At 61.2% G+C, this 25,708-nt stretch carries 22 protein-coding genes; 11 read left to right on the top strand and 11 right to left on the bottom strand.

From position 1 onward, the window contains the following. Window positions 1–1,191, bottom strand: a complete 1,191-nt coding sequence (locus RDL77_RS19100) for a glycine C-acetyltransferase (RefSeq protein ID WP_288194284.1) — start codon at window positions 1,189–1,191, stop codon at window positions 1–3. 79 nt (window positions 1,192–1,270) lie between these two features. After that, on the bottom strand, window positions 1,271–2,449 hold the full coding sequence (locus RDL77_RS19095; protein WP_288194282.1) for an ROK family transcriptional regulator: 1,179 nt from the start codon (window positions 2,447–2,449) through the stop codon (window positions 1,271–1,273). A gap of 124 nt (window positions 2,450–2,573) precedes the next feature. Between RDL77_RS19095 and RDL77_RS19090 the strand changes: the two genes are divergently transcribed. From RDL77_RS19090 to RDL77_RS19080, 3 genes are read left to right on the top strand one after another with little or no spacing between them, the layout of a single operon-like run. After that, window positions 2,574–3,311: a glucosamine-6-phosphate deaminase gene (locus tag RDL77_RS19090; RefSeq protein WP_288194281.1), complete on the top strand. Its 738-nt coding sequence runs from the start codon at window positions 2,574–2,576 to the stop codon at window positions 3,309–3,311. Continuing rightward, on the top strand, window positions 3,308–4,327 hold the full coding sequence (locus RDL77_RS19085; RefSeq protein WP_288194280.1) for an N-acetylglucosamine-6-phosphate deacetylase: 1,020 nt from the start codon (window positions 3,308–3,310) through the stop codon (window positions 4,325–4,327). Before RDL77_RS19090 ends, RDL77_RS19085 begins: the two co-directional genes overlap by 4 nt. Before the next feature lie 29 nt (window positions 4,328–4,356). Then, window positions 4,357–5,553, top strand: coding sequence for an ABC transporter substrate-binding protein (locus tag RDL77_RS19080; RefSeq protein WP_288194278.1), 1,197 nt, complete (start codon window positions 4,357–4,359; stop codon window positions 5,551–5,553). A gap of 4 nt (window positions 5,554–5,557) precedes the next feature. Here the strand turns inward: RDL77_RS19080 and RDL77_RS19075 are convergent, their stop codons facing one another. Further along, entirely contained in the window at window positions 5,558–7,408 is a 1,851-nt protein-coding gene (locus RDL77_RS19075; protein ID WP_288194276.1) for an ABC transporter ATP-binding protein, read from the bottom strand. Between the two features lie 40 nt (window positions 7,409–7,448). Beyond that, on the bottom strand, window positions 7,449–8,660 hold the full coding sequence (locus RDL77_RS19070) for an aminotransferase class V-fold PLP-dependent enzyme (RefSeq protein WP_223614778.1): 1,212 nt from the start codon (window positions 8,658–8,660) through the stop codon (window positions 7,449–7,451). Window positions 8,661–8,773: 113 nt separating this feature from the next. On the opposite strand from RDL77_RS19070, the gene RDL77_RS19065 reads away from it, so the two are divergent. After that, on the top strand, window positions 8,774–9,607 hold the full coding sequence (locus RDL77_RS19065; RefSeq protein WP_374042759.1) for an IclR family transcriptional regulator: 834 nt from the start codon (window positions 8,774–8,776) through the stop codon (window positions 9,605–9,607). A gap of 2 nt (window positions 9,608–9,609) precedes the next feature. On the opposite strand, the gene RDL77_RS19060 is transcribed toward RDL77_RS19065, so the two are convergent. The 7 genes from RDL77_RS19060 to RDL77_RS19030 all read right to left on the bottom strand — a co-directional run bounded on the left by RDL77_RS19060 (window position 9,610) and on the right by RDL77_RS19030 (window position 18,305). After that, on the bottom strand, window positions 9,610–10,107 hold the full coding sequence (locus tag RDL77_RS19060) for a RidA family protein (protein WP_288194274.1): 498 nt from the start codon (window positions 10,105–10,107) through the stop codon (window positions 9,610–9,612). 9 nt (window positions 10,108–10,116) lie between these two features. Continuing rightward, window positions 10,117–11,328: an amidohydrolase/deacetylase family metallohydrolase gene (locus tag RDL77_RS19055; RefSeq protein ID WP_288194272.1), complete on the bottom strand. Its 1,212-nt coding sequence runs from the start codon at window positions 11,326–11,328 to the stop codon at window positions 10,117–10,119. 2 nt (window positions 11,329–11,330) lie between these two features. Beyond that, window positions 11,331–12,200, bottom strand: a complete 870-nt coding sequence (locus RDL77_RS19050) for an ABC transporter permease (protein WP_288194271.1) — start codon at window positions 12,198–12,200, stop codon at window positions 11,331–11,333. Beyond that, a complete protein-coding gene (locus RDL77_RS19045) occupies window positions 12,200–13,141 on the bottom strand; it encodes an ABC transporter permease (protein ID WP_223614775.1) in 942 nt (313 codons plus the stop codon). The genes RDL77_RS19050 and RDL77_RS19045 overlap by 1 nt, the downstream gene beginning before the upstream one ends. Window positions 13,142–13,228: 87 nt before the next feature. Next, window positions 13,229–14,758, bottom strand: a complete 1,530-nt coding sequence (locus RDL77_RS19040) for an ABC transporter substrate-binding protein (RefSeq protein ID WP_288194269.1) — start codon at window positions 14,756–14,758, stop codon at window positions 13,229–13,231. Window positions 14,759–14,901: 143 nt separating this feature from the next. Then, window positions 14,902–16,194 (bottom strand): L-rhamnose catabolism isomerase, encoded by a 1,293-nt coding sequence (rhaI, locus tag RDL77_RS19035; protein ID WP_288194267.1) that lies wholly within the window; start codon window positions 16,192–16,194, stop codon window positions 14,902–14,904. Between the two features lie 20 nt (window positions 16,195–16,214). Beyond that, the gene (locus RDL77_RS19030; protein ID WP_288194265.1) at window positions 16,215–18,305 is read right to left on the bottom strand and encodes a bifunctional rhamnulose-1-phosphate aldolase/short-chain dehydrogenase; all 2,091 of its coding nucleotides are present in this window, start codon (window positions 18,303–18,305) and stop codon (window positions 16,215–16,217) included. Between the two features lie 214 nt (window positions 18,306–18,519). On the opposite strand from RDL77_RS19030, the gene RDL77_RS19025 reads away from it, so the two are divergent. The 7 genes from RDL77_RS19025 (at window position 18,520) to RDL77_RS18995 (ending at window position 25,657) form a co-directional block, all read left to right on the top strand. Next, a complete protein-coding gene (locus tag RDL77_RS19025; protein WP_223614771.1) occupies window positions 18,520–19,332 on the top strand; it encodes a DeoR/GlpR family DNA-binding transcription regulator in 813 nt (270 codons plus the stop codon). A gap of 44 nt (window positions 19,333–19,376) precedes the next feature. Next, window positions 19,377–20,372 (top strand): rhamnose ABC transporter substrate-binding protein, encoded by a 996-nt coding sequence (rhaS, locus tag RDL77_RS19020; RefSeq protein ID WP_223614770.1) that lies wholly within the window; start codon window positions 19,377–19,379, stop codon window positions 20,370–20,372. A 68-nt stretch (window positions 20,373–20,440) separates the two neighbouring features. Next, entirely contained in the window at window positions 20,441–21,961 is a 1,521-nt protein-coding gene (locus tag RDL77_RS19015; RefSeq protein ID WP_223614769.1) for a sugar ABC transporter ATP-binding protein, read from the top strand. A gap of 11 nt (window positions 21,962–21,972) precedes the next feature. Then, complete coding sequence (locus RDL77_RS19010; RefSeq protein WP_288194305.1) at window positions 21,973–22,971, top strand: ABC transporter permease; 999 nt, start codon at window positions 21,973–21,975, stop codon at window positions 22,969–22,971. Further along, window positions 22,968–23,969 (top strand): ABC transporter permease, encoded by a 1,002-nt coding sequence (locus RDL77_RS19005; RefSeq protein WP_288194261.1) that lies wholly within the window; start codon window positions 22,968–22,970, stop codon window positions 23,967–23,969. Before RDL77_RS19010 ends, RDL77_RS19005 begins: the two co-directional genes overlap by 4 nt. Beyond that, window positions 23,966–24,289: an L-rhamnose mutarotase gene (rhaM, locus tag RDL77_RS19000; protein ID WP_288194259.1), complete on the top strand. Its 324-nt coding sequence runs from the start codon at window positions 23,966–23,968 to the stop codon at window positions 24,287–24,289. The genes RDL77_RS19005 and rhaM overlap by 4 nt, the downstream gene beginning before the upstream one ends. A 6-nt stretch (window positions 24,290–24,295) precedes the next feature. Further along, on the top strand, window positions 24,296–25,657 hold the full coding sequence (locus RDL77_RS18995; RefSeq protein ID WP_288194258.1) for an FGGY-family carbohydrate kinase: 1,362 nt from the start codon (window positions 24,296–24,298) through the stop codon (window positions 25,655–25,657). Window positions 25,658–25,708: the final 51 nt, after the last annotated feature.

Genomic DNA, 25,708 nt, shown 5'->3' with positions numbered 1-25,708 from the left:
CTATTTGGTGATGCCGAGATCACGCCCGACTTCGGCAAAGACGTCTATAGCGCGGGCGACATCTTCCGTGGTGTGGGCAGCAGACATTTGGGTGCGGATGCGCGCCTGGCCTTTCGGCACGACCGGGAAGGCAAAACCGATGACGTAGACGCCCTTGTCCAGCATGCGCGCCGCCATTTCCTGCGCCAGCGATGCGTCGCCCAGCATGACCGGGATGATCGGATGATCGGCACCGGCAAGCGTGAAGCCAAGCTTGCTCATATCCTTGCGGAAATGCGCGGCATTGGCGCTGAGGCGCGCCCGCAGGCCGGCACCCCGGTCGATCAGGTCGAAGACCTTCAGCGAGGCTGCCGCGATGACCGGCGCCAGCGTGTTGGAGAACAGATAGGGCCGCGACCGCTGGCGCAGCCAGTCGATCACTTCGGCCTTCCCGGAGGTGTAGCCGCCCGATGCGCCGCCCAGCGCCTTGCCCAGCGTGCCGGTGATGATATCAACCCGGCCTTCGACGCCGCAATGCTCGGCGGAACCACGGCCATGCCTGCCGACAAAGCCGACCGCATGGCTGTCGTCGACCATGACCATGGCGCCGTATTTTTCGGCGAGATCACAGACGCCACCGAGATTGGCGATAATGCCGTCCATGGAAAAGACGCCGTCGGTGGCGATCAGCTTGAACCGGCTGCCTTCGGCTTTCTTCAGTTCTTCTTCCAGCGCCGCCATATCGTTGTTGGCATAGCGGAAGCGCTTTGCCTTCGACAGGCGCACGCCGTCAATGATCGAGGCATGGTTCAGCGCATCGGAAATGATCGCATCCTCTTCACCCAAAAGGGTCTCGAACAGGCCGCCATTGGCATCGAAGCAGCTGGAATAGAGGATCGTGTCTTCCAGCCCGAGGAAGCTGGAGATGCGCGACTCAAGCTGCTTATGCTCTTCCTGCGTGCCGCAGATGAAACGGACCGAAGCCATGCCATAGCCGTAACGGTCGAGTGCGGTTTTTCCGGCTTCCGCCAGCTCTGCATTGTCGGCAAGACCGAGATAATTGTTGGCGCAGAAATTCAGGACCCTGGCACCGCCGGAGACCTCGATTTGCCCGGCCTGTTTGGAGGTGATGACACGTTCGGACTTGTAAAGCCCGGACTCCTTCAAGCCTTTCAGCTCGCTCGTGAGGTGATCGATGAATTGCTGGGTCATGATCCGTATGGTGTCCTGCTGTGTTCTTCCGGCGGGGCCGTGGCGTTGGTGCAATCGGATATTCGCAGGCTGTGTCATCTCACGATCGGATGAATGTCTCAAGCCCCAGATTGAACAGCGGCCGGACGGCACCGAGAATGGCGAACTCCTCGCTTGACTTGTCCGCGATCAGGACCGGCAGTTCCAGCGTTCCGATCAGGCCTTCCGCCTGAAAGGCCTGTTCGAACGCCTGCCAGACCTCCGCATTGGCAATGAACGGCCCGGTCACGATAACCCGCTTGGGAAAAAGCAGGCGGCAGACATTGGCGAGGGATCGCGCCATGAGGTCGACCCCGGTGCGCATATCTTCCATGTCGAGCAGGGGCCGCCGGGCCATTTGCCCGGCCAGCACTTCCTCGTTCTCGGACAGGGACGGCCATTGTTCGAGCATCCGGGGCAGCAGCGCCCAGAGCGACGCCGCCGTTTCAAGACAGCCATGATTGCCGCAACCGCAGGGGCGGTCTTCCAGCAGGTTGAAACGCCAATGGCCGATTTCGCCAAACGGTCCGCCGGCACGGATGAACGGATCGCCATTCACGCTATAGGCCAGGCCGATGCCCCAGCCCCAGTGCAGCAGCAATGTATTGTCGGTGCCGTAAACCGGGTCCTGCAGCATGCGGGCATTGAGTTCGGCATCGAGGTGCCGGCAGACGAGTACCTCCGGGGTGACCGGCGCCAGCGCCGCCGCCAGGTCAAAATCACGGATCTTCGGCCAGCGCGAGGTGAGCAGCCAGGTGCGGCTTTCGACATCGACGACGCCGGATACGGACACGGATGTCCCGATGTGCTGCATTCCCGCCGGACACTTGTCCGCCAGAAGCGTGACCAGATCCTGCATGGCGGCCGTCATCTGGCCGCAGTCGGCGTCGGCCCGCATATCGAGACTGAGGCGTTCCAGCGTCCGGCCGCCGAAATCCACCAGCGTGCCGCGCAAGGAACGGCTCGACACGTGAATGACTGTTGCTGCGAAACGCTGCGTGTTGAGGCCGATCCGGACGGCGGGGCGGCCCCGACCGCTTTTTTCGCCCGCCGTCTCCACCAGCAGGCCGCGGGCGATCAGGTCCCCCACCACTTTTGACGTGGTGGTGGAGGTCATGTCGAGCGCTTCGGCAATGCCGGGGCGGGAATGCTGACCGCCGTCGGAGACAAACGCTACGACCCGGGCGCAGTCACGCTGGTGGGCATCGTCATAATGTGTCTCGTCAATCGTCAGAATCATACGGAAACGCCCTCATTCTTATTTTTGAATAATATTATTCTAAAATACCTTGCAGTGCCATGGACAGCTATGCTTACAATGGCGGCCACGGTGAAAAGCATATGCAAGAAGGTTGGTAAAGCCCATGGTCGATACGCGTATTTTATCTGACAAGCAGGTCCTCGGCGCGACCGGCGCTGCGCTTGGCGCGGCGGCGATCCGCCAGGCGATTGCGCAAAAGGGCAAGGCGTCGATCATCGTCGCAACGGGCGCCAGCCAATTTGAACTGCTGCAAAATCTCGTTGCGGCGGAGGATATCGACTGGTCGCGGGTTACGGCGTTCCATCTCGATGAATATGTCGGCATGGACATCACCCACCCCGCCAGCTTCCGCAAATATCTGCAGGAGCGGTTCGTTGCACCGCTCGGTGGCAATGTAACGTTTCATCCGGTCAATGCCGAGGGCAATCCGCAGGCCGAAGCAAAGCGGCTCAGCGCCGTGATCGCCGAACACGATATCGATGTCTGCTTTGCCGGTATCGGCGAAAACTGCCATCTGGCCTTCAACGATCCGCCCGCCGATTTCGATACGGAAGAGCCCTATATCGTCGTGACGCTGGACGAGGCCTGCCGCAAGCAGCAGATGGGTGAAGGCTGGTTCCCGTCGCTGGAGGCCGTGCCTGAGCAGGCCATCTCGATGAGCATCCGGCAAATCCTCAAGAGCCGCCTCATTATCCTTTCCGTGCCGGACGAACGCAAGGCACAGGCTGTCAAGGATGCGCTGGAAGGTCCGGTCGACCCACGTCATCCCGCCTCGATCGTCCAGACCCATCCGCAGACAATCCTGCTGCTCGATCCGGACTCGGCGTCGAAACTGTCATGATCACATCGGGCCTCGTCGATATCCAGGTCAACGGGTTTGCCGGGGTGGATTTCAACGCCGCCAGCCTGACGCCCGAGGCGCTGGACCACGCCTTGGAGGCCATGCTGGCAACGGGCGTCACCACATGCCTGCCGACGATCATCACCGCCTATCCCGATGAACTGGAAGCACGCTTTGCCGCGCTCGACCGCTGCGTCAACGCCAGCCGTCTCGGCCCGTTGATGTGCCCGGGATATCATCTGGAGGGGCCGTTTCTCAATCCGGCGCAGGGCTACTCCGGGTGCCATCCCGCACAGGCCATGACATCGGCTGATCCTGCCCTGGTCACGCGTCTGCAAGACGCGATCAAGCGGCCGATTCTTCTCGTGACCATCGCGCCGGAAATATCCGGCGGCCTCGATTTCATCCGGGCCATGGCGGCACGGGATATTCTGGTTTCAATCGGCCATTCCGCTGCGGATTTCGCCATGGTCGAGGCCGCGGCGCTGGCCGGCGCGACCCTGTCGACGCATCTCGGCAACGGCCTGCCGCAGATCATGCCCAAGCTCGACAACCCGCTGTTCGCGCAACTCGGGGAAGACCGGCTGCTGGCGACCTTCATTGCCGATGGTATTCATCTTCCACCCAAGGCGCTGAAATCGCTGATGCGGGCCAAGGGTTTCGAACGCTGCGCTTTGGTGACCGACGCCGTCGCCGCAGCCGCCGTTCCCGCAGGCATCTATGATTTCGCCGACATGCGCATCGAGCGCACCACAGACGGTACCGTGCGCCTGCCCGGAACGACGGGGCTGGCCGGATCGTCCCTTTGTCTCGATGACGGGGTGCGCAACCTTATCCGTTGGGGCATCGCGTCCTTCGAACAGGCCGTTGAAATGGCATCGACGCGATTGCTGGTTGCACTGGCACCAGCCCTGCGCGCCCGCAACATCACCCTGCCGCATGCGGAAATCGACTGGTCGGACAGCATGGCCATCCGCAGCGTCCGCATCGGCGACGAGATCAGACACTGCAACTGAAACATCCAAGAACAATAAGGGGAATGCAAATGGGAAATGACCAGTTTCGAATCAACCGCCGAGTACTGCTCGGTGGCATGACCGCATCGGCAATGGCGGGCGCGATGCCCGCCTGGGCCAAGACACCCGCCCTGCCCGCGGCACCGGTTGTCATCACCGTGATGGACGTGGGCGGTGCGCTGGCGCTGATCCAGCCCGCATTCGAGGAATATGCCAAGACCTATCCGGAACGGGCATCGCGGATCATCTTCACCAAGGCGCCGGTGACGGAGCTCGCCGGCAAGCTCAAGGCGCAGCAGAGCGCGGGCCGCGTCGATATCGATATCGTTCTGACCGGCAGCGACGGATTGGCGGCCGGGCTTGCCAATGAGACATGGCTGAAAATCCTGCCGGATTTCGCCGACAAGTTTCCGGGGATCGAGGAAAACTACGAACCCGCCGCGCTCGCCCTGCACAAGGCGCAGGGCGACGGCTACGGTGTCGTCGTCAACTATTACCCCTCGGGCCCGCTGATCGAATACGATCCGGAGCGGGTCAAGAAGGTCCCGACCAGCGCGGAAGAACTTCTGGCCTATGCCAAGGAAAATCCGGGCCGTTTCATGTATGCCCGCCCGACCAATTCCGGTCCCGGCCGCACCTTCATGATGGGACTGCCCTATATTCTCGGCGACAAGGACCCGCAGGATCCGGTCAATGGCTGGGACAAGACCTGGGCTTATCTCGCCGATCTCGGCCAATACATCGATTATTATCCGGCTGGAACCGGCGCGACGATGAAGGAATTCGGCGAAGGATCGCGCGATATCATCATCAGCACCACCGGCTGGGACATCAATCCGCGCGCGCTCGGCATCGTGCCCGAAACGGCAAAGATCGGCACCCTCAAGGGGTTCCACTGGGTTTCCGACGCCTTCTTCATGTGCATGCCCAAGGGCATTGCCGACGACAAGGCGGCGGTCGTCCTCGACCTGATGGCCTTCCTGCTCACCCCCAAGGCGCAGGCCTATTCCTATGACGAGGGCTATCTCTATCCGGGTCCGGCGGTGAAGAGCGTGCCGCTGTCCATGGCACCGCAGCACAGCCAGGACGTGATCAAGCAGTTCGGCCGGGAGGAATATGCCGGGCTGATCGCCAACAACCCGATCGAACTGCCACTGAAGCCCGACAAGATGGTCATTGCCTTCCGCAAATGGGATGAACTGATCGGTTCCAAGAAAGCGAAGTAAGGGCTTACTGCACCTGAACCAGGTGCCCCGCCGAGACTTCATTGTATTGCCGCACAGGCACAATGAAGTCCGGCGTGCGCACCGGGCTCTTGATCTCGTCATTGGAGACTGGCCGCTTGATGCCGCGCCGCGCCGGATCGGGCACGGGCACGGCTGAAATGAGCTTGCGCGTATAGGGATGCTGCGGGTTCTCGAAGATGGCTTCGCGCGATCCGATCTCGACGATTTCACCGAGATACATCACCGCGATGCGATGGCTGACCCGTTCGACCACGGCGATATCGTGCGAGATGAAGAGATAGGCGAGGTTGAGGCTCGCCTGCAAATCGAGCAAAAGGTTGATGACCTGCGCCTTGATCGACACGTCCAGCGCCGAGACGGATTCATCGGCGACAATCAGTTTCGGATCGAGTGCGAGTGCGCGGGCAATGCACACGCGCTGCCTTTGACCGCCGGAAAATTCATGCGGATAGCGGCTTGCCATATCCGCGGTCAGCCCAACCCGCTCCAGAAGATCGGCGACACGCTCTTTTGCCTGCGCGCGCGTTCCCAGCTTGTGTTCGAGATAGGGTTCGGCAATCGCAGCGCCGACCGTGATGCGCGGGTTGAGACTGGCGAACGGGTCTTGAAAGATCATCTGCATGGTGCGGCGCATATCGCGCAGCCGCTTCGGCTCCATGGTCAGCACGTCTTCCCCGTTGAGCAGCACCTCGCCGCTTAGCGGCTGCACCAGACGCATGATCGAGCGTCCGGTCGTCGACTTCCCGCAACCGGACTCGCCGACGAGCGACAGGGTCTCGCCCGGCTGCAGGGTGAAGGACAGATTCTCCACCGCATGCACGCGGCCTTCCAGTTGTCCGAACATCCCCGAGTGAATATTGAAGCGCGTGGTGAGGTTCTTCACCTCGAGCAGTGGCTTTACCTGCGATTTGACGGTGTCGGCGGCCTCGACAGGCACATCCGACGTGCCGGTTGCCCGGTCCACCACCGGAAACCGCAACGGACGCTTGTGTCCCTTCATCGAGCCGAGAATGGGAACAGCGGAAAGAAGCGAGCGGGTATAGGGATGCTGCGGGCGGGCAAAGATGTCCTCGGTCCTGCCGGTTTCCACCGCTTCGCCATTATACATGACAACGGTGCGGTCAGCGATCTCGGCGACCACGCCCATATCGTGGGTGATGAAGAGGACGGACGTGCCCTCCTCTTCCTGCAGCAGCTTGATCAGATCAAGAATCTGCCCCTGGATCGTCACGTCAAGCGCCGTCGTCGGCTCATCCGCAATCAGCAGCTTCGGCTTGCTGGCCAGCGCCATGGCAATCATCACGCGCTGGCGCATGCCGCCGGAGAAGCGGTGCGGATATTCGTCGAAGCGCGATTTCGCCGCGGGAATACGCACCTTTTCCAGAAGCCGGATCGTTTCGGCCTTGGCCTCCGCCCGCGACATGGAAGAATGGCAGAGCAGGGCTTCGCTGATCTGCTGGCCCACGGTGAACAGCGGATTGAGCGAAGTCATCGGCTCCTGAAAGATCATGGCGACATCATTGCCGCGCACCGCCCGCATCTGGCTTTCGGGAAGCGCAAGAATGTCCTTTCCGCCGAGCATGATGCGGCCTTCGATGCGGCTCTTGTCCTTCTGCAACAGTCGCATGATGGACAGCGATGTCACGCTCTTGCCCGAACCGGATTCGCCGACGATGGCCACCGTCTCCCCCGGCGCCACGTCGAACGAGACATTGCGCACAACCGGCCGCCACTTGCCGTCGGACTGGAAGGATGTCGTCAGATTGGCGACCGACAGGACCGGCGCAGGGGCATTGCCCCTGTTGCCGGGATGGGAAGGCTGACGATTGTCCATGAGTACAAATCCTTTCCGTTGGCAGATGGCGATGCGCCGGTCAGTCGGGCCAGCGCATGAGACCGGCCATGCGCCGTGCGTAGCGGTTTTCAACCGGGGTCGAGATGATCGCATTGGACGCGCGCGCCTTGCCGAGTTCTTCCGTCAGACGGCTGGCCACAATGGTTTCTTCGCCGGGATGCAGATTGCACGGGTCCATATAGAAGTAGCCATGTTCGACCTCGTGGTCCCGGACGATCACCGGGCGCGCGCCCTGTGCCAATGCATCGGCAAGATCCCAGGCGGAGATATGGGCGGCCTGCGGTTCGATGGTGACGCGCAGGCGGTCGAGCGGATTGTGTGTCGGATCGGGCTCGATGACTGCCGTGACGCCCGGCTTGCCCGCAAGCGTCTGCTGCCAGAGGTTGAGATAGCCGGTTTCCCGCTCGCGGATACCCGCATGGTCGCGCTTTTCCCAGGCTTCGAGTGCGGCGATGGTTCCAAGGATGCTCTCCTTGCCCACTTTCATGCCGCGACCAATGCCCATGTTCTGCAGGAAGGTGTTGCGGACGAAATCCTTGGCACCGGCGACGATACCGCCGGTCGGGCCGCCGAGAAACTTGTGCGCGGAGTAAAGCGCGATGTCGGCCCCCTGCTCCAGGAAAATCTTCAGATCATATTCGGACGCCGCATCGACGATAACAGGCACGCCGCGGGCGTGGCAGACTTCGGCAAACTTCTGCAGGGCAACGAGGCCGTACTGAACCGTGTGATGCGAGACAACAAAGACGGCAGCGGCGGTGCGCTCGTTGATCGCCCCATCGAGATGATAGGGGTAGCAGGATGTTGCCTGACCGACCAGGACGGCTTTGGCACCGGCGAGCCGGATACCCTGATCGACCGGAGCGCCGTAGCTGACCACATGGCCCATCTGGATGATGACTTCGTCCTTCAGGCCCGTGGTGTCAGGCAAGCGCTCGATGGCGGCAAGATCGTTCCCCGTCATGGCCGCAGCCACCGCAAGACTGATGCCGGCGGAGCAGGACGCCGTGACAAAACCGGCCTCGCCGCCGGTCAGCCGGGCAATCACCGGGCTTGCCTTCTTCTGCAGGTCGTTGACCTCGACGAACTGCGGCAGGATTGCTGTCATGGCGGCGACCGCTTGCGGAACCACGATCGACGCTCCCAGCGAGGTCATCGTGCCGGACACGTTGATAACGGGTCGCAACCCGAGCGTTTCGCGAATATCGTCGGGGTTGTGAGAGTCTGTCATGCTAATCTCCTCGAAATGTTGCCGCTTGCAACACATTCCATTTTCTAGGCATATATGCCATTATAATGTAATAAACTGTTTGAACATCAATCGAGCCTGCCAGGAGCCTGAACGTGGACGCAAAGACATCAGACATGGGCGCTGCCCCCGGTCTTGAGACAACCGAACAACCGGAAGCGACGGGCCGCCGTTCCCGCGTCAGCGGCATCGACCGTGCCTTGCAGGTCCTGGACTATCTCTACGAAACCGGCAGTCCGGCCGGTGTCTACGGCATTGCCAAGGCCATCGGCGCGCCGCTGTCCACCGTCTATGTCATCATTGACGATCTGGTTGAGAAGAACCTTCTCTCCCGCAACAATGACGGCTCCGTCTGGCTGGGTGCACGGCTTTACCACTACGGACTCGCCTATGCCCGCTCGCTGGATTTTCTCGACGTCGCCAACCACGAAATGCACAATCTCAGCCGCGTATCGGGTGAAACGGTGCAGGTTTGCGGCCGCGACGGCGATCACATGATGGTTCTGGCCATGGCCGATGGTCCCGGCCATTTCCATGTCACGTCGCGCGTCGGTACGCGCGTGCCGCTGAACTGGACCGCATCCGGCCGCCTGCTTGTCGGCCATCTGCCCGAAGCCGAACGGCTGGATCTGTTCAAGCGCTGCGCCAAATCCTCGCCCACCGGCCGTGCCGTCATCGAACCGGCAGCGCTGTCGAAAGCCGCTGCCGAGGCGCTGCAATCGCGCATTTCCATCCAGGCGGGCGAATCCGACTACGCCGTTGCCTGTGTTGCCTCGCCCGTATGCGACGACAAGGGCACCTGCGTTGCCACCATCTCCATCGTTCTGCCCGAGCAGAAGATTGCCGATGACCCCGAGCGCTATACGGCCGAGGTCAAGGCATCTGCCGAACGGATCGAAACGGTGATGGGCTGGCGCAGTCATTCCTGATCCTAGTCCCTCAAGGCGATGATCGCCTCGATCTCCACGGTGATGTTGCCCGGCAGCGAGCCGAAGCCCACGGCCGAGCGGGCATGCTGTCCCGCATCGCCGAACACGTCGATCAGCAGATCGGAGCATCCGTTGATCACCAGCGGATGATCGGCAAAGTCAGGCACGGCATTGACCATGCCGAGCAGCTTGACCACCTGCTTGACGCGGCCAAGATCGCCCAGGGCGGAATGCAGGACCGCCAGCAGGTTGATGCCGGTCAGCCGGGCGTGGGCGTAGGCGTCCTCGACGCTGACGTTATCGCCCACCTTGCCCGTATGCATGAAGCCGTCATCCTCGCGCGGGCCCTGGCCCGAGAGGTACAGCATGTTGCCTTCCTGAATGTGGGTAACGAAATTGGCAATCGGACGCGGTGCCGGCGGCAGCACGATGCCCAGCGCCTTCAGCCTGGTGTAAGGAGATGTGCCGGCGTCGACAGCCGGGCTGGATGAGGGATTCACGCGAGCTCCTTAGCGGTATGAATGGGTATGGCGGTGATTGACCAGCTCAGGCTTCACCGGTTGATAGCGGCTCGCCGCGATGGTTTCGGTGCCCAGAACCACCATGCGCGGTTCGAACAGTTTGTGCAGCGTCGCTTCATAGCCCAGCGAATCGATGACGCTGAGATCTGAATCGACCAGTTCAAAGATGGTGAACTCGGCCGGCTTGCCGACGGAGAGGAGATTGTCGGTCGGCAGGCCGATGGCGGATGCCGGCGAGAGCGTCACGGCCTCGACAACTTTGTCGAACGGCATGCCGACGCTCAGCAGCTTCGACATCGTCGTTCCCAGATCCCACACGGAATAATTCAGGCTGTGCAGGTGGATGTCGGTCGAGATGGAGAAAGGCAGCAGGCCGCGGCTGATGGCGACTTCCGCCACGCGGAACGAGAACGACGCGCCGCCATGGCCGATATCGAGCCGGATGCCTTCACCGGCGCAACGTTCCGCCAGTTCGAACAGATCCTCGTCTTCGATGATGCTGGCGCCGACCTTGCCGTTGAAGCAATGGGTTATGATATCGCCCGGTCCCAGAATCTCCAGCACTTCGTCATAGAGCGCAGGCGGTTCGCCCACATGCACCATCATCGGCAGCTTGAGAATTTTTGCCACCTTCTTGCCGACCTTGACCGGAGTCACACCCCAGGAGCCGGTGATGACATGGCTGGCACGCACCTTCAGGCCGACAATGTGGTCGCGGTTCTCGTTGACGCAGGCGACCGTGCGGTCGAGATCGATGGAGCGGATATCGCTGAGTTCGCTGACGCGGTTGCAGGCGACAAGGCCAATCGAGCCGAGATTGAGGAAAGCCTTGATGCGCTCCTTTGCCGGTTCGATGATATATTCGCGCAGGCCGTGGAAATTCGCTTCACCCGCCGAGCCCGCATCGACGATGGTCGTCACGCCGCGCTCGACACCGCAGATTTGCGGGCGAACCGAGATATCGGTTCCGCCATGCCAGACATGGGCATGCAGGTCGGTCCAGCCGGGCGAGATCCAGGCGCCCTTCATGTCAATGCGCCTGGCATCGCCGGCGACGTTCAGGGAGGGGCCGAATTCGGCGATTTTTCCGTCCGCACCGATCAAGATATCGATGGTGCCGGAAGGTGTATTGGGGCCAAAGGCAACCGGCTTGACATTGGTCAGCAGCAAACGGCCGTCGGTTGCGGCGGGGGGGGGCATGATCAGAGATCCTTTCTGAGGCGGGGGTCTAGGAGGTCGCGGAAGCCATCGCCGACCATCTGCAGGGAGAGAACGGAGAGGACGATGGCAATGCCGGGAAACAGGGTCATCCAGTCGGCCTGACCGACATATTGCCGCCCTGCGGCAATCATCGTGCCCCAGGTCGGCACTTCAGGGCTGACGCCAAGCCCGAGGAAGGACAGGCCGGCTTCCGCCAGCATGGCATGGGCAAACAGGAACGTTCCCTGGACGAGGATGGGCGAGAGAAGATTGCGCAGGATGTGGCGCGTCAGGATATGCGGCGTCGAAATGCCAAGCGCATGGGCGGCTTCCACGTAGGGCAGTTCGCGGATGACCAGTGTCGAGGCCCGCACCACGCGGGCAAGCCGCGGCGCATAGACGATGCTGAGCGCGATGATCACCGTCGTCAACGACGGACCGAGCGCCGCAACCAGCGCAATGGCAAGCAGGATGTCGGGGAATGCCATCATCGCATCGATCAGCCGGGTGATCGGCGCATCCAGCTTGTGAAAGAAACCGGCGAGAATACCGAGGGTCACGCCGATGAGCGAGGCGAGCACCACCACGGCAAAACCAACCAGCAGCGACAACCGGGCGGAATAGATCGTGCGCGAAAACACGTCGCGCCCGAATTCATCCGTGCCGAAAATCCATTGGGCGCTCGGCGGCTTCAGCCGGTTGACGATCGACAGCTTGTTCGGCGCGTAAGGAGCGATGAGCGGCGCGAGAATGGCAAGCGTGATGAAGATTGCCAGAACGATCAGGCCGAACAGGACGGTCTTGCGCCGCAGGAGAACGCGCAGGAATTTGCGGCGCTCGCTGGCGGGAACGGGTGAAACGATATCGGTCATCAGTAGCGCACCCTTGGATCAACGACGAGGTAAAGCATGTCGATGGCGAAATTGATGAGGACGTAGAGCCCGGCGATGATGAGGAGCGCGCCCTGAATGACGGGGTAATCGCGGCGCAGCACAGCCGAGACGACGAGATTGCCGACACCGGGCAACCCGAACACCGTCTCCGTTACCACCGCACCGGAGATGAGCACGGCGGCTGTCAGGCCAACGACGGTGATGATCGGGATCAGCGCATTCTTGAATGCGTGCTTGAGCACGACACTGCGCTCGACAACACCCTTGGCCCGGGCGGTGCGGATGTAGTCATCGCCCAGCACATCCAGCATCGAAGCGCGGGTAAACCGCATGATCAGCGCCGATGAAACGATTCCCAGGGCAAAAGCCGGCAAAACGAGATGATACAGCCGCTCGCCCAGCGTCGTGTCCGGTCCGCCATAGCCCGAGACCGGGAAGATGCCGAAGCGGACGGCAAACACCTGCATCAGGATCAGGCCGAGCCAGAAACTCGGAATGCTGGCGGCCAGCATGGCAAGTGCCGTTGCAGCCTGATCGAAGATCGATCCACGCCGGTAGGCGGCATAGACACCAATGGGGATCGCAATGGCACTGGCGATGAGGATCGAGAAAACCGTGAGGAAAAATGTCGGCTCGGCGCGCTGCGCCAATGCCGTCAGCACGGGCTGGTCGAGAAAGATCGACCGTCCGAGATCACCCTGCAGTAACTGGCCGATGAAATAGACGTACTGGACGAGGATGGAGCGGTCGAGCCCGAGCGCTGTCCGCAACTGCGCGATATCGGCAGCGGTTGCTTCCGGTCCGAGCATGACGGCCGCCGGATCGCCGGGCGTGACGCGGACGATGATGAACACGATGGTCACCACCAGAAACATCACGACAATCATGCCGATAAAGCGTTGGAAGATGTAACGGAGCATGGGCCGGTTGGATCCTGCTGCGGGAGCTACGATACGAAGCGACTGGCGGCAGGCGGCTTGCGGCCGCCCGCGCCCGAACGCTTCAGATTACTGCTTGAGCGACACGTTCCAGAAATAGGGCCAGGGCGCCGGGGTAAAGTGCTCCAGCTTGGGCGACTTGGCCGACAGCGCGTTGAAATCGCCGATCTTGATGATCGGCGCTTCCGCATAGATCACCTTCTGAACGTCCGCCCACAACGCGATACGCTTCTTCGGGTCCGTTTCGGCATTGAAGGCATCCACCGCCACCTTGCGGGCCGGTGTATCCCAATTACCGGGCGCACTGGTCGACAGGGCGCCGATCAAGGCAGGCTCCGGCAGGAACGGGCTGTGGCTGATATAAATATCCCAGAGTGCCGGGTCGGCACGGCGCTGCGTCAGCGTTGCCCAGTCGACCACCTGCAGATCGACATTGATCCCGGCGGCCTTCAGATATTCGGCAGCGACCTGTGCCATCTTGTAATGGAACTCATACTGGCGGCTGGTGAGAATACGCACCGGCTTGCCGTCGTAATTGGCTTGCTTCAGAAGCGTCGCCGCCTTTTCGGGATCACCGATATTATAGCCATCCTTGACGCCCGCATCGCTCGCCCAGCTATAGGATGCCGGATAGAACGATCCATTCAGCGCATAGAAGTCCTTGCTGCCGAAAGCGGCGGCCAGCATGTCTTCCACGTTGAGCGCAGCACGGATCGCCAGGCGCATATCCTGGCTCTTGGTCAGGCCCTGCGCCGTGTTCAGCACGAAGACCGGCCAGCCGAAGGGCTTCAGCAGCACCGGCTCGGTGACCTTCTGGCCCTTCAGGCGGTCATAGGCCTCGACAGGCAGACTGTCGGCATAGTCGAACTGGCCGGAAATCGCGCCTTCGACCCGGGTATTGGCATCGGGAACAGGAACGAAACGGATTTCGTCGAGATACTGGTGGCGGGCGCCGCCATAACCATTCTCGCGCCCTTCCGGAGACTTGTAGCCGTCGAAGCGGACGAGCTGGATATACTGGTCCGCCTTGCGCTCCTTCAGCTTGTAGGGGCCCGTGCCGACCGGGTCGGTCATCGGGTTCTGCTGCTTTTCGCTTGGGAGGATGATTGCTGCGGCATTGTTGAACGCCAGCAGCGACAGCAGTGGTGCATGCGGGGCATTGAGCGTGATGCGGACGGTGGAGGCATCAACCGCGTCAATGGATATGATGAGAGGCGCAACCTGCTTGCCGCGCGAGGCGATCTGGGTCCAGCGCTTCAGCGAGGCGACGACATCGGCGGAATCCATGTCGGTGCCGTCATGGAACTTGACGCCGGTGCGCAGCTTGATCGTGTAGATTTTGCCATCCGCCGAAATCTCCGGCAGGCTTGCCGCCAGCAGCGGGGTCGGGTTCCAGTTTTCATCAAAGGTGTAGAGTGTCTCGAAAATGTGCTGGGAAACAATGCCGACCAGATCGGCCGTCGATGCCATGGCGTCAAGTGTCGGCGGCTCGCCGATGGTCGCGACATTGATGACGCCGCCCTTGGTCTGGGCAAAGGCCGCAGGGCTTAGGGCAACCAGCGCCGAACCCAACAGGAGTGCGAGTTTCAGTGATTTCATGACAGTTCCCTTTGTTATTCTATTATTATGTTATATAATGTTTTATAGTAGAATAAGACCAAATGTATCAGGCGCTGTCAAACAAAAAAGAAAAGGCAGCGCGAGGGGCGCTGCCTTGATCATGCAACCGGTCGGTAATCCGTTCAGATAATGCCGCCGCTGCCACCCGTACTGGCCGGCCGGATTTTTCCGACCTTTTGCCGGTAGCCGCTGGCCCGGTAGGCGGCGATGGGATCTATGGCGCCCCCTGCCCGGCGGCGGGCTTCGGCGAGTATCGGCTCGACATCCGTCCGGTAAGCGCGCTTCAGCGCATCCGATGCCATCAGCGCATCATTGCCGTCCTGATAGCCATCCAGAGCCGCCCGGTCGACCAGCAGGGCCTGCGCATAAGCACGGCGAATCTCATTGGCGCTGGAGATCAGGCTTTCAATCGGGTCGGTCACATTGTGCGACTGATCGATCATATGCGCGGGATGGAAATTCTCGACGCCGCGCTCCTCCGCATCGACCAGCTCGTTGAAAACCAGGAACAGCCGGTACGGATCGATGGAACCCGCATCCAGATCGTCATCGCCATATTTCGAATCGTTGAAGTGGAAGCCGCCCAGTTTCTTGAACTGGATCAGCCGCGACACGATCATCTCGATATTGGTGTTCGGCGCGTGATGGCCGAGATCCACCAGGCAGAAGGCTTTCGGCCCCAGTGTCTGGGCGATCAGATAATTGCTGCCCCAGTCCTGCACCACGGTCGAATAGAAGGCGGGCTCGAACATCTTGTGTTCGGAGAAAATGCGCCAGTCATCCGGCAGCGCCTTGTAGACCTGTGCCATGGCGTCGAGATAGCGCTCGAATGACCGGGCAAAATGGCTCTGACCGGGAAAATTCGATCCATCGCCGATCCATACCGTCAGGGCCTTCGAGCCGATGGCATTACCGATTTCGATGCACTCGATATTGTGCGCGATGGCCTGCTTGCGCGTCGCCGCATCCGCATGGCTGAGCGAGCCGTATTTGTAGGAATGCACCTGATCCGGCGCATCGGAAAAGGTGTTGGAATTCATCGCGTCGAAGCCTAGGCCGAGCGCCTGCGCATGGGCTTTGAGCTGCTGCGGATCAGCCTTGTCCCAGGGGATGTGCAGCGAGACGGTCGGCGTCGCGCGGCTCAGCTGGTGGATGACCGCGCAGTCATCGAGCTTGTCGAAAATGCCGCGCGGTTCGCCCTGCCCCGGAAACCGGGCAAAGCGCGTGCCGCCGGTACCGACGCCCCATGAGGGAACCGCGACGAAGAAATCGGCCACCTTGGCGGTGATCGCCTCGATATCGATGTTGCGGCGGGCAAGATGCGCGCCCAGCGCCTCGAAATCGCTGCTGTGCGCAGCACCGCGCTTATTGTTTTCGGACGCGATCAGATCGCCGGATATTTGCAGTTCAGCCATGATGTCCTCCCCGGACTGCTTTATCGCGTGAAGCTATGCACGTTGCCAGCGTCGACATTGATAATATTGCCCGTCGATTTGGCGGACGCGTCGGAGGCAAGGAAATAGATCGCCTCGGCGATGTCTTCCGGCAGCACGTTGAGCTTGAGCAGCGACCGCTTGCGGTAATGCTCTTCCAGCTCATCCACCTGCAGGTTGGATGAGGCGGCACGCTGTTCGCGCCATTCGCCGTTCCAGATTTTCGAGCCGCGCAGCACCGCATCCGGATTAACGGTGTTGACCCGGATACCGGCTTCCGCCCCCTCCAGCGCGAGGCAGCGGGCGAGGTGGATTTCCGCAGCCTTGGCGGCACAATAGGCACTGGCATTGGGCGAGGCGGCAAGACCGTTTTTCGATGCGACGAAGACAACATTGCCGCCGATCTTCTGCCGCCGGAACAGGCGGAAGGCTTCGCGCGATACAAGGAAATAGCCGGTCGCCAGAATGTCCATGTTGCGGTTCCACATGGCAAGCTCGGTGACCTCTATCGGGGCAGACGAGGCGATGCCAGCATTGGAAACGAGAATATCAATACCACCGAATTCAATCGACGCTTCGGCGAAGCTGGCGATCACCGCCGCTTCATCCGTCACATTGAGCTGCACACCGCGCACCGCATCAGCGCTGTAGCGCGCGGCAAAATCCTGATGGGCGGCCTTCAGGGCCTCCGCATCGATATCCGCAAGGACGACACAGGCGCCCTGCCCGAGCAGCCGTTCTGCCGTGGCGCGGCCGATGCCGCCGGCGCCGCCCGTGACAAAAGCCACCCGGCCCGCCAGGGATTTCGGCTTGGGCATGCGCTGCAGCTTGGCTTCCTCGAGCAGCCAGTATTCGATATCGAAGGCCTCCTGTTCCGGCAGTCCCTGATAGTCCGAGACAGACGACGCGCCGCGCATCACATTGATGGCGTTGACATAGAATTCCCCGGCAATGCGCGCCGTTGCCTTGTCCTTGGCAAAGGACAGCATGCCGACGCCGGGAATGAGGAAGATCACCGGGTTGGGATCGCGCATGGCAGGTGAATTGGCATGCTTGCAGGCGGTGTAGTAGCGGGCATAATCCGTGCGGTAGGCTTCCAGCGCCGCATCGAGCGCTTCGACAGCGGCGTCCGGATTGGCCGCATCGACATCCAGCACCAGCGGGCGAATTTTCGTGCGCAGGAAATGATCGGGGCAGCTGGTCCCGAGTGCCGCCAGCGGATGCAGGTCGCGGGAATTGACGAATTCGAGCACCGCCGGCTGATCGTCGAAATGGCCGAGCTTGCGTTCGGCTACACCGATCTTGCCGCGGATTTCCGGCATGAGCCGTGCGGCGATGGCGCGGCGTGCGGGCGCGTCGAGGCTCGCCGTTGCCTCCCCGCCGAATGCGGGTTTGCCCGCCGTCTTGGCGTCGAACCAGACAATCGCCCTGTTGATGATATCGAGCGTCAGCTCGTAGCATTCCTTGGCGTCATCGGCCCATGTGAACAGGCCATGGCTTTCCAGCACGACACCTTTTGAATTGGGATGCGCCGCCGCATAGGCACCGAGATCGAGGCCGAGCTGAAAACCCGGACGGCGCCAGGGCAGCCAGCCGATTTCGTCGCCAAACACCTCTTTTGTCAGCGCGCGCGAGTTCTTCGAGGCGGCAATGGCGATGATCGCATCGGGGTGCATGTGATCCACATGCCTGAACGGCACGAAACCGTGCAGGGGCGTATCGATCGATGCGGCGCGGCTGTTGAGATTGAAGGTGCAATGGGGAAGAAAACCCACCATGCGGTCTTCGTCCGCAACACCCTTGTAGATGGACTTCAGCGATTCCAGCTTTTCCATATAAAGCGTGGCGAAACCATCGAGCTTGATCGTGCCGACATCGCCGCCCGATCCCTTCACCCACAGCACCTCCACCGGCGTAGCGGTGAGCGGATCGGTTTGCGTCACTTTCGCCGAGGTGTTGCCGCCGCCGTAATTGGTGATGCGCTTGTCGGCACCCAGCAGATTGGAGCGGTAGAGCAGCTTGCCGGGCTCATCCAGCGCGGCAGCCTTTTGATCATCCCAACGATTATCCAGAAGTTGGACCTTGTTCGCCATGCTTGCCTCCCGAAGACGATCTGATGGCCTGACAACACGCCGCAGCCATGTGAATTTTCTCTAGCTATGAAGCAGGGAGTGATTTGCTGTCAATCACAAATGATCAAATTCAATCATAAAATTGCAATTGTGCAGTGCAGTATGAATAATTTTGACTGAAGTTGATTGACAGCACCGTGTTATTTGCGCAATGTTTGCGATAGTGGAGGGAAAAATGCACGAACGTGAGCGCCAACGAATTATCCTGAGTGCCGTTCAGGAAAAGCCGTTCATCACCATTCAGGACATTGCCGAACTGACGGAAGCGTCGGAAGCAACGATCCGTCGTGACATTGCCTCCATGCATGTCCAGGGCAAGCTGCGCCGGGTGCGCGGCGGCGCGGAAGCCATTCACCCGCCGCAGCAGACGGCGCTTGCCGGTCGGCCATTTCGCGTCTCCGAAGCCGAGAACATCGACAAGAAGCGGGCGATTGCCCGTGAAGCCGTGGGCCTGTGCAACGAGGGCGACGCCATCATTCTCAACGGCGGCACCACGACATTCCAGATGGTGCACTATCTCGCCACCCGCCGCCTGCAGATCATGACCAATTCCTTCGCCATTGCCGAACATCTGGTGAAGAACTCCAAGAGCACGGTCATTATTCCCGGCGGCATGATCTATCGCGAGCAGAGCATGATCCTCTCGCCGTTCGACAATGACGTGACCCGCAATTTCTACGGCAAGCGCATGTTCATGGGCGCCGTCGGGGTCGGTCCGTTCGGTGCCATGGAATCGGACCCGCTGATCATTCAGGGCGAGCAGAAGCTGATCAATCAGGCGGATGAACTGGTGCTGCTGGTGGATTCCAGCAAGTTCGAGCGCCGGTCGAGCCTGATCCTGTGTCCGCTGCAGCGGGTCGCGACAATCATCACCGATGACGGCATTGCGGATGCCGACCGGAAGATGGTGGAGGATGCCGGGGTCGAGCTCATCGTCGCAAAGGTGGGAGCTCAGGACAAATCAAGGGATTCCGCTTCGATCGCATAAAAACCAGGCGCCGAAGCGGCGTATTTCAATCTAGGGAGGATGAAATGAAACTGTTGAAGAAACTCGCACTGGGATCGGCCTTGGCCCTTGCCATGCTCGCATCGCATGCACAGGCGGAAACGATCAAGATCGGTCTCGTCGCCAAATCACTCGGCAACGGCTTCTTTGAAGCAGCCAACAAGGGCGCGCAGGAAGCCGCCAAGGAGTTGGGCGGCGTCGAAGTCATCTATACCGGACCGACATCGACGACGGCCGAAGGCCAGATCGAGGTCATCAATGCGCTGATCGCGCAGAACGTCAATGCCATCGCCATTTCCGCCAACGACCCGGACGCTGTCGTACCGGCTCTGAAGAAAGCCATGGCGCGCGGCATCAAGGTGATCTCGTGGGATTCCGCCGTGGCCAAGGACGGCCGCATCGTCCACCTCAACCCATCGTCGAACGAGCTGATCGGCAAGATGTGCCTGCAGCTTGCCGCTGCCCATCTGCCTGATGGCAAGGGCGACTTCGCCATCCTCTCGGCCACGACCACATCGACAAACCAGAACACCTGGATTGCCGAGATGAAAAAGCAGCTGCCGAACTTTCCCGGCCTCAATCTTGTGACGACAGTCTATGGCGATGACCTCGCCGACAAGAGCTACCGCGAAGCGCAGGGCCTCCTGACCTCGCAGCCGAATGTGAAGGTGATCGTTGCACCGACCACGGTTGGCGTATTGGCCGCCTCGCAGGCGGTATCCGATGCCAAGAAGATCGGCACGGTTTACGTGACTGGCCTCGGCCTACCCTCGGAAATGGCCGGCGCCATCAAATCAGGCGCCACCAAGGAATTCGCCATCTGGAATCCGATCGATCTCGGCTACTCCGCGACGCAGATCGCCTATCACCTGGTCAAGGGTGATACCGACGGCAAACCCGGCAGCGACATCAGTGCCGGCCGCATGGGCAAGATCAAGATCGGCGACAATGGCGAGGCGGCCATGGCTGATCCCTTCGTCTATGACGCGAAGAACATCGATCAGTTCTCCAAGATTTTCTGATCCGGCAATCGCGCCGCAAAGCCCGGCAGGCCTTCTGCCGGGCATTTTTTAACCCTTCGGTATTGCCCATGATGACCGCAGCCCTTGCTGAATCACCCCTTGCAACCCCCATTCTGGAAATGCGGGCCATCTCCAAGACCTTTCCGGGTGTGAAAGCCCTGAATGACGTCAACATCGCCCTGTTTCCCGGCGAGGTGACGGCACTCATCGGCGAGAACGGTGCGGGCAAATCCACGCTCGTCAAGATTCTGACCGGCATCTACCAGTCCGACGAAGGCGAGATCCATATCGACGGCAAGCCCGTCACCTTCGGCAACGCGCAGGATGCCATCGATCACGGCGTGACCGCCATCCATCAGGAAACGGTGTTGTTTGACGAGCTCTCGGTCGCCGAGAATATTTTCATCGGCCATGCGCCGAAGACATCGCTGGGTCTGGTCAACTGGAAGGGCGTCAACGCCAGGGCGCTTGCCCTCCTCCATTCGCTCGAAAGCAATATCGATCCGCGCACCCGTCTGAAGGACCTGTCCATCGCCCAGCGCCATCTTGTTGCCATTGCCCGCGCGCTGTCGGTCGACGCGCGCATCGTCATCATGGACGAGCCGACGGCCGCCCTGTCGCGCAAGGAGGTGGACGACCTCTTCCAGATCGTCAAGCGGCTGAAGGCGCAGGGCAAGGCCATTCTCTTCATCAGCCACAAGTTCGACGAGGTCTACGAGATCGCCGACAATTATGCCGTGTTCCGTGACGGCAAGGCCGTGGGCAGCGGGGTTCTCGCTGAGATCAGCCAGAACGACATTGTCCGCCTCATGGTCGGCCGCTCCATCGAGCACGCCTTTCCGAAAGTCGACATCCCGCTCGGCGAAACGGTGCTCAAAGTCGAGAACTACAGCCATCCCACCGAATTCCGCGACATTTCCTTTGCCCTTCGGAAGGGTGAAATCCTCGGCATCTACGGGCTGGTCGGTGCCGGCCGCTCGGAAATCTGCCAGTCCCTGTTCGGCGTGACCCGGCCGTCCGGCGGCAGGCTGGAACTGGACGGCAAAGAGATCCAGATCCGCTCGCCCGGCGATGCAATCCATGCGGGCATCGTCTATGTGCCGGAGGAGCGCGGCCGCCATGGTGCCGTGTTGCAACTGCCGATCTACCAGAACATTTCATTGCCGTCGCTTGGACGGACATCCCGTTCGGGTTTCCTGCGCGCCGCCGAAGAACTGGCGCTGGCGCGAAAATACGCCGAACGCTTCGACCTGAGGGCCGCCGCACTGTCGGTGCCGGTCGGCACGCTTTCCGGCGGCAACCAGCAGAAGGTCGTCATCGGCAAGTGGCTCGCCACGCAACCGAAAATCCTCATTCTGGATGAACCGACCAAGGGCATCGACATCGGCTCGAAGGCAGCGGTCCACGCCTTCATCAGCGAACTTGCCGGCGAAGGCCTCAGCATCATCATGGTATCGTCGGAACTGCCGGAAATCCTTGGCATGTCGGACCGCGTGCTGGTGATGCGCGAAGGCCTGTCCGCCGGTCTCTTCGAGCGGGCCGACATGAGCGCCGAGACGCTGGTTCGCGCCGCAACGGGCAACGCGTGAGGATCGGAATGATCAAGCAACTGTTCAAATTTCGCGAAATGCTGCTGGTGGTGATCATCGCCGTGCTGCTCGGCGTTTTCTCTTCCCGCTCGCCCGGCTTTGCCAGCCCGTCGAACCTGTCGAATATTTTCAACGACACGTCGATCCTGATCATTCTGGCCCTCGGGCAGATGACCGTCATCCTGACGAAATCGATCGACCTCTCCGTCGCGGCCAATGTGGCCTTTACCGGCATGGCGGTTGCAATGCTCAACGCGGCGCATCCCGGCCTGCCGCTGGCACCGATCGTTCTCATCGCGCTTGGCATCGGTGCGGTCCTCGGGGCGATCAACGGCCTGTTCGTGTGGAAGCTCGGCATTCCCTCGATTGTCGTGACGCTCGGCACGCTCACCATCTATCGCGGCATGGCCTTCGTTTTGTCCGGTGGCGGCTGGGTCAATGCCCACCAGATGACCGAGCCTTTCCTGCAGACGCCGCGCCAGCTTTTCCTCGGTCTGCCGGTGCTCGGCTGGACGGCCATCGTTATCGTCGCCGTCATCTATATCGTGATGTCGCGCACCTTCCTCGGCCGGGCGATCTACGCCTCCGGCGGCAATCCGACGGCAGCGGTCTATGCGGGCATCGATGTCGGGCGCACGCGCTTTTTCGCCTTTGTCATATCGGGCACGCTTGCCGGGCTCTGCGGCTACCTCTGGGTATCGCGCTATGCGGTGGCCTATGTGGATATCGCCGCAGGCTTCGAACTCGACAGCGTCGCCGCCTGCGTCATCGGCGGCATCTCGACCCTCGGCGGCATCGGTTCGGTGGCGGGCGCGGTGCTGGGCTCGCTGTTTCTCGGCGTCATCAAGAATGCCCTGCCGGTCATCAACATTTCGCCGTTCTCGCAAATGGCAATTTCGGGCGGCGTGATCATCGCCGCCGTGATCTTCAATGCGCGGCAGGAACGGCGGCGCGGCCGCATCATCCTGCGTGACCGTGGGGCATCGGAAACAATCGAGGGTATCGCATGAGTGTGGTCAGCGAAAAACGTCATATCCCGGACCGGCTCGGCACCTCCGCAACGCGGCTGTTTGCCAGCTGGGAAGCGCTGCTGCTGGTTGTCGCGATCCTGATCTTCATCGCCAACTCCTTTGCATCGCCCTACTTCCTCAATGCATGGAACCTGTCCGACGCCACGTTCAACTTCACCGAGAAGGCGATGGTGGCCTTCGCCATGGCGCTCCTGATCATCGCCGGTGAAATCGACCTGTCCGTCGCGGCGATCATTGCGCTTGCCTCGACGGCCATGGGCGCAGCGGCCCAGATGGGCGTGGGCACGCCAGGCCTTGTTGCCATCGGCCTCGGGGTCGGCGTCGGCTGCGGCGTGATCAACGGCATTCTCGTCGCCGGGCTGCGCCTGCCGTCGATTGTCGTGACCATCGGCACGATGAGCCTGTTTCGCGGCATCGCCTATATCGTTCTCGGCGACAAGGCCTATGGCGGCTATCCCGCCTCTTTCGCCTATTTCGGCCAGGGCTATGTCTTCTGGGTCATTTCCTTTGAATTCGCCCTGTTCGCCGCCCTGGCTATTCTCTTTGCCATTCTCCTGCATGCGACCAATTTCGGCCGTCGCGTCTATGCCATCGGCAACAACGAGTTTGCCGCGCGTTTCTCCGGCATCCGCGTCGAGCGCATCAAGTTCACGCTGTTCCTGATGACCGGGCTGATGTCGGGCATCGCCGCGGTCTGCCTGACGTCACGCCTCGGCTCGACACGGCCGTCCATCGCGCAAGGCTGGGAACTCGAAATCGTCACCATGGTGGTTCTCGGCGGCATCTCCATCCTCGGCGGCTCGGGAACCATCGGCGGCGTGGTCATTGCCGCCTTTGTCATGGGGCTGGTGACATTCGGCCTCGGGCTGCTCAACGTGCCCGGCATCGTCATGTCGATCTTCATCGGCCTGCTCTTGATCATCACCATCACCCTGCCGATCATCATCCGCCGCTTCAGGCACAGGAAACACGCATGAGCACCCGGGAAACCTATGCGTTCAAGATGACGCTCCTTCCGGGCATGGAAGAGGAATACCGCCGGCGGCACGATGCCATCTGGCCGGAACTTGCCGATCTCCTGCACAACGCGGGCGTGCAGAACTATTCGATCCACCTTGATCGTGACACCCACACGCTGTTCGGTGTCCTGACCCGCCCGAAGGAACATGGGATGGCTGATCTTCCCGGTCATCCCGTGATGAAAAAATGGTGGGCGCACATGGCCGATATCATGGTGACGAACCCGGACAATTCGCCGGTGCAGACCGATCTGGTCTGCCTGTTTCACATGGCTTGAGCTGACATGAACAAGCCGCGCCATATCGCTGTCATCGACGTCGGCAAGACCAACGCCAAAGTCGTTGTCGTTGACCCGGCGAGCGGCGTGGAACTTGCAGCACGCAGCACGCCCAACCGCGTGGTCACCGGCGGCCCCTATCCGCATTACGATATCGACGCACTCTGGACCTTTTTTCTGGCCTCCCTGACGGAACTCGCCGCAACACCCGGTTTCGACGCGATATCCGTCACCGCCCATGGCGCCGCGGCAGCCCTGCTCGGAGACGACGGCCTGGCCATGCCCGTCATCGACTATGAACACAGCTATCCCGACGCGGTGCGCCGCGCCTATGCGGACCTGCGGCCTGACTTTGCCGAGACCGCTTCGCCCTATCTGGCCGGCGGACTGAATGTCGGCGCGCAAATCCATTACCAGAAGACGCAGTTTCCCGAACGGTTCCGGGATGTCAAAGCCATCCTGACCTATGCGCAATACTGGGTGTGGCGGCTGACCGGCATTGCGGTCAATGAAGTGACGTCGCTCGGTTGCCATACGGATCTGTGGAATCCGCGCAAGGGTGATTATTCCAGCCTTGTCGACACGCTGGACCTGCGCCCGCTCCTGCCGCCGATCCGCCCAGCCTTCGATCATATCGGCGATTTGCTGCCCCCTCATCAGCATCAACTAGGCGTCAAGAAATCTGTGCCGGTCTTTTGCGGCATTCACGATTCCAATGCATCGCTGCTGCCGCATCTGATGACGCGCAGCTCGCCATTTTCCGTCGTCTCGACGGGCACGTGGGTTGTGCTGTTTGCCGTGGGCGGGCATCTGGACAAGCTCGATCAGGAGCGTGACACGCTTGCCAATGTCGACGCCTATGGCAAGCCGGTGCCCTCGGCCCGGTTCATGGGCGGCCGGGAGTTTGACCTTTTGACCGGCGGCAATGCCGCCGCGCCCGATACCGCAACGCTCGACCGGGTCATCCGCGATCACATCATGCTGCTGCCCAGTCTTGTCAGGGGAACGGGTCCCTTTCCGCACCGGGAGGCCTTATGGCCGAACGGCGAGGCCCGGACAACGGCCGAACGCACCGCCGCCGCATCGCTCTATGCCGCGCTGATGACCCATGTCAGCCTCGGGCTGATCGGGGCGGCAGGCACCACGATTGTCGAAGGTCCCTTCGCCCGCAATGCGGTGTATCTGTCTGCCCTGCGCAGCCTGACAGGGCGTGACGTGGCCGCCCTGCCTGGTTCAACCGGAACCAGCCTTGGCGCGGCCCTTCTGGCGGGCGCGACAATCCCCCTGCAGGCAAAGACCGGAAACGTGCAGCCGCTCGATGCCGCATTCGACACATATGCGACAATATGGCGGGACCACCTCGCATGAAAAAGGCGGGCCGAAAAAGCCCGCGTTCCCCTTTCAGTCGTCACCGGCTGC

Origin of the sequence: uncultured Phyllobacterium sp. (genome assembly GCF_902479695.1) — a bacterium.
In the GTDB taxonomy this organism is placed as follows: domain Bacteria; phylum Pseudomonadota; class Alphaproteobacteria; order Rhizobiales; family Rhizobiaceae; genus Phyllobacterium; species Phyllobacterium calauticae.
Note: the sequence above shows the minus strand (reverse complement) of the source record. Positions and strands in the feature narration are given on the sequence as shown.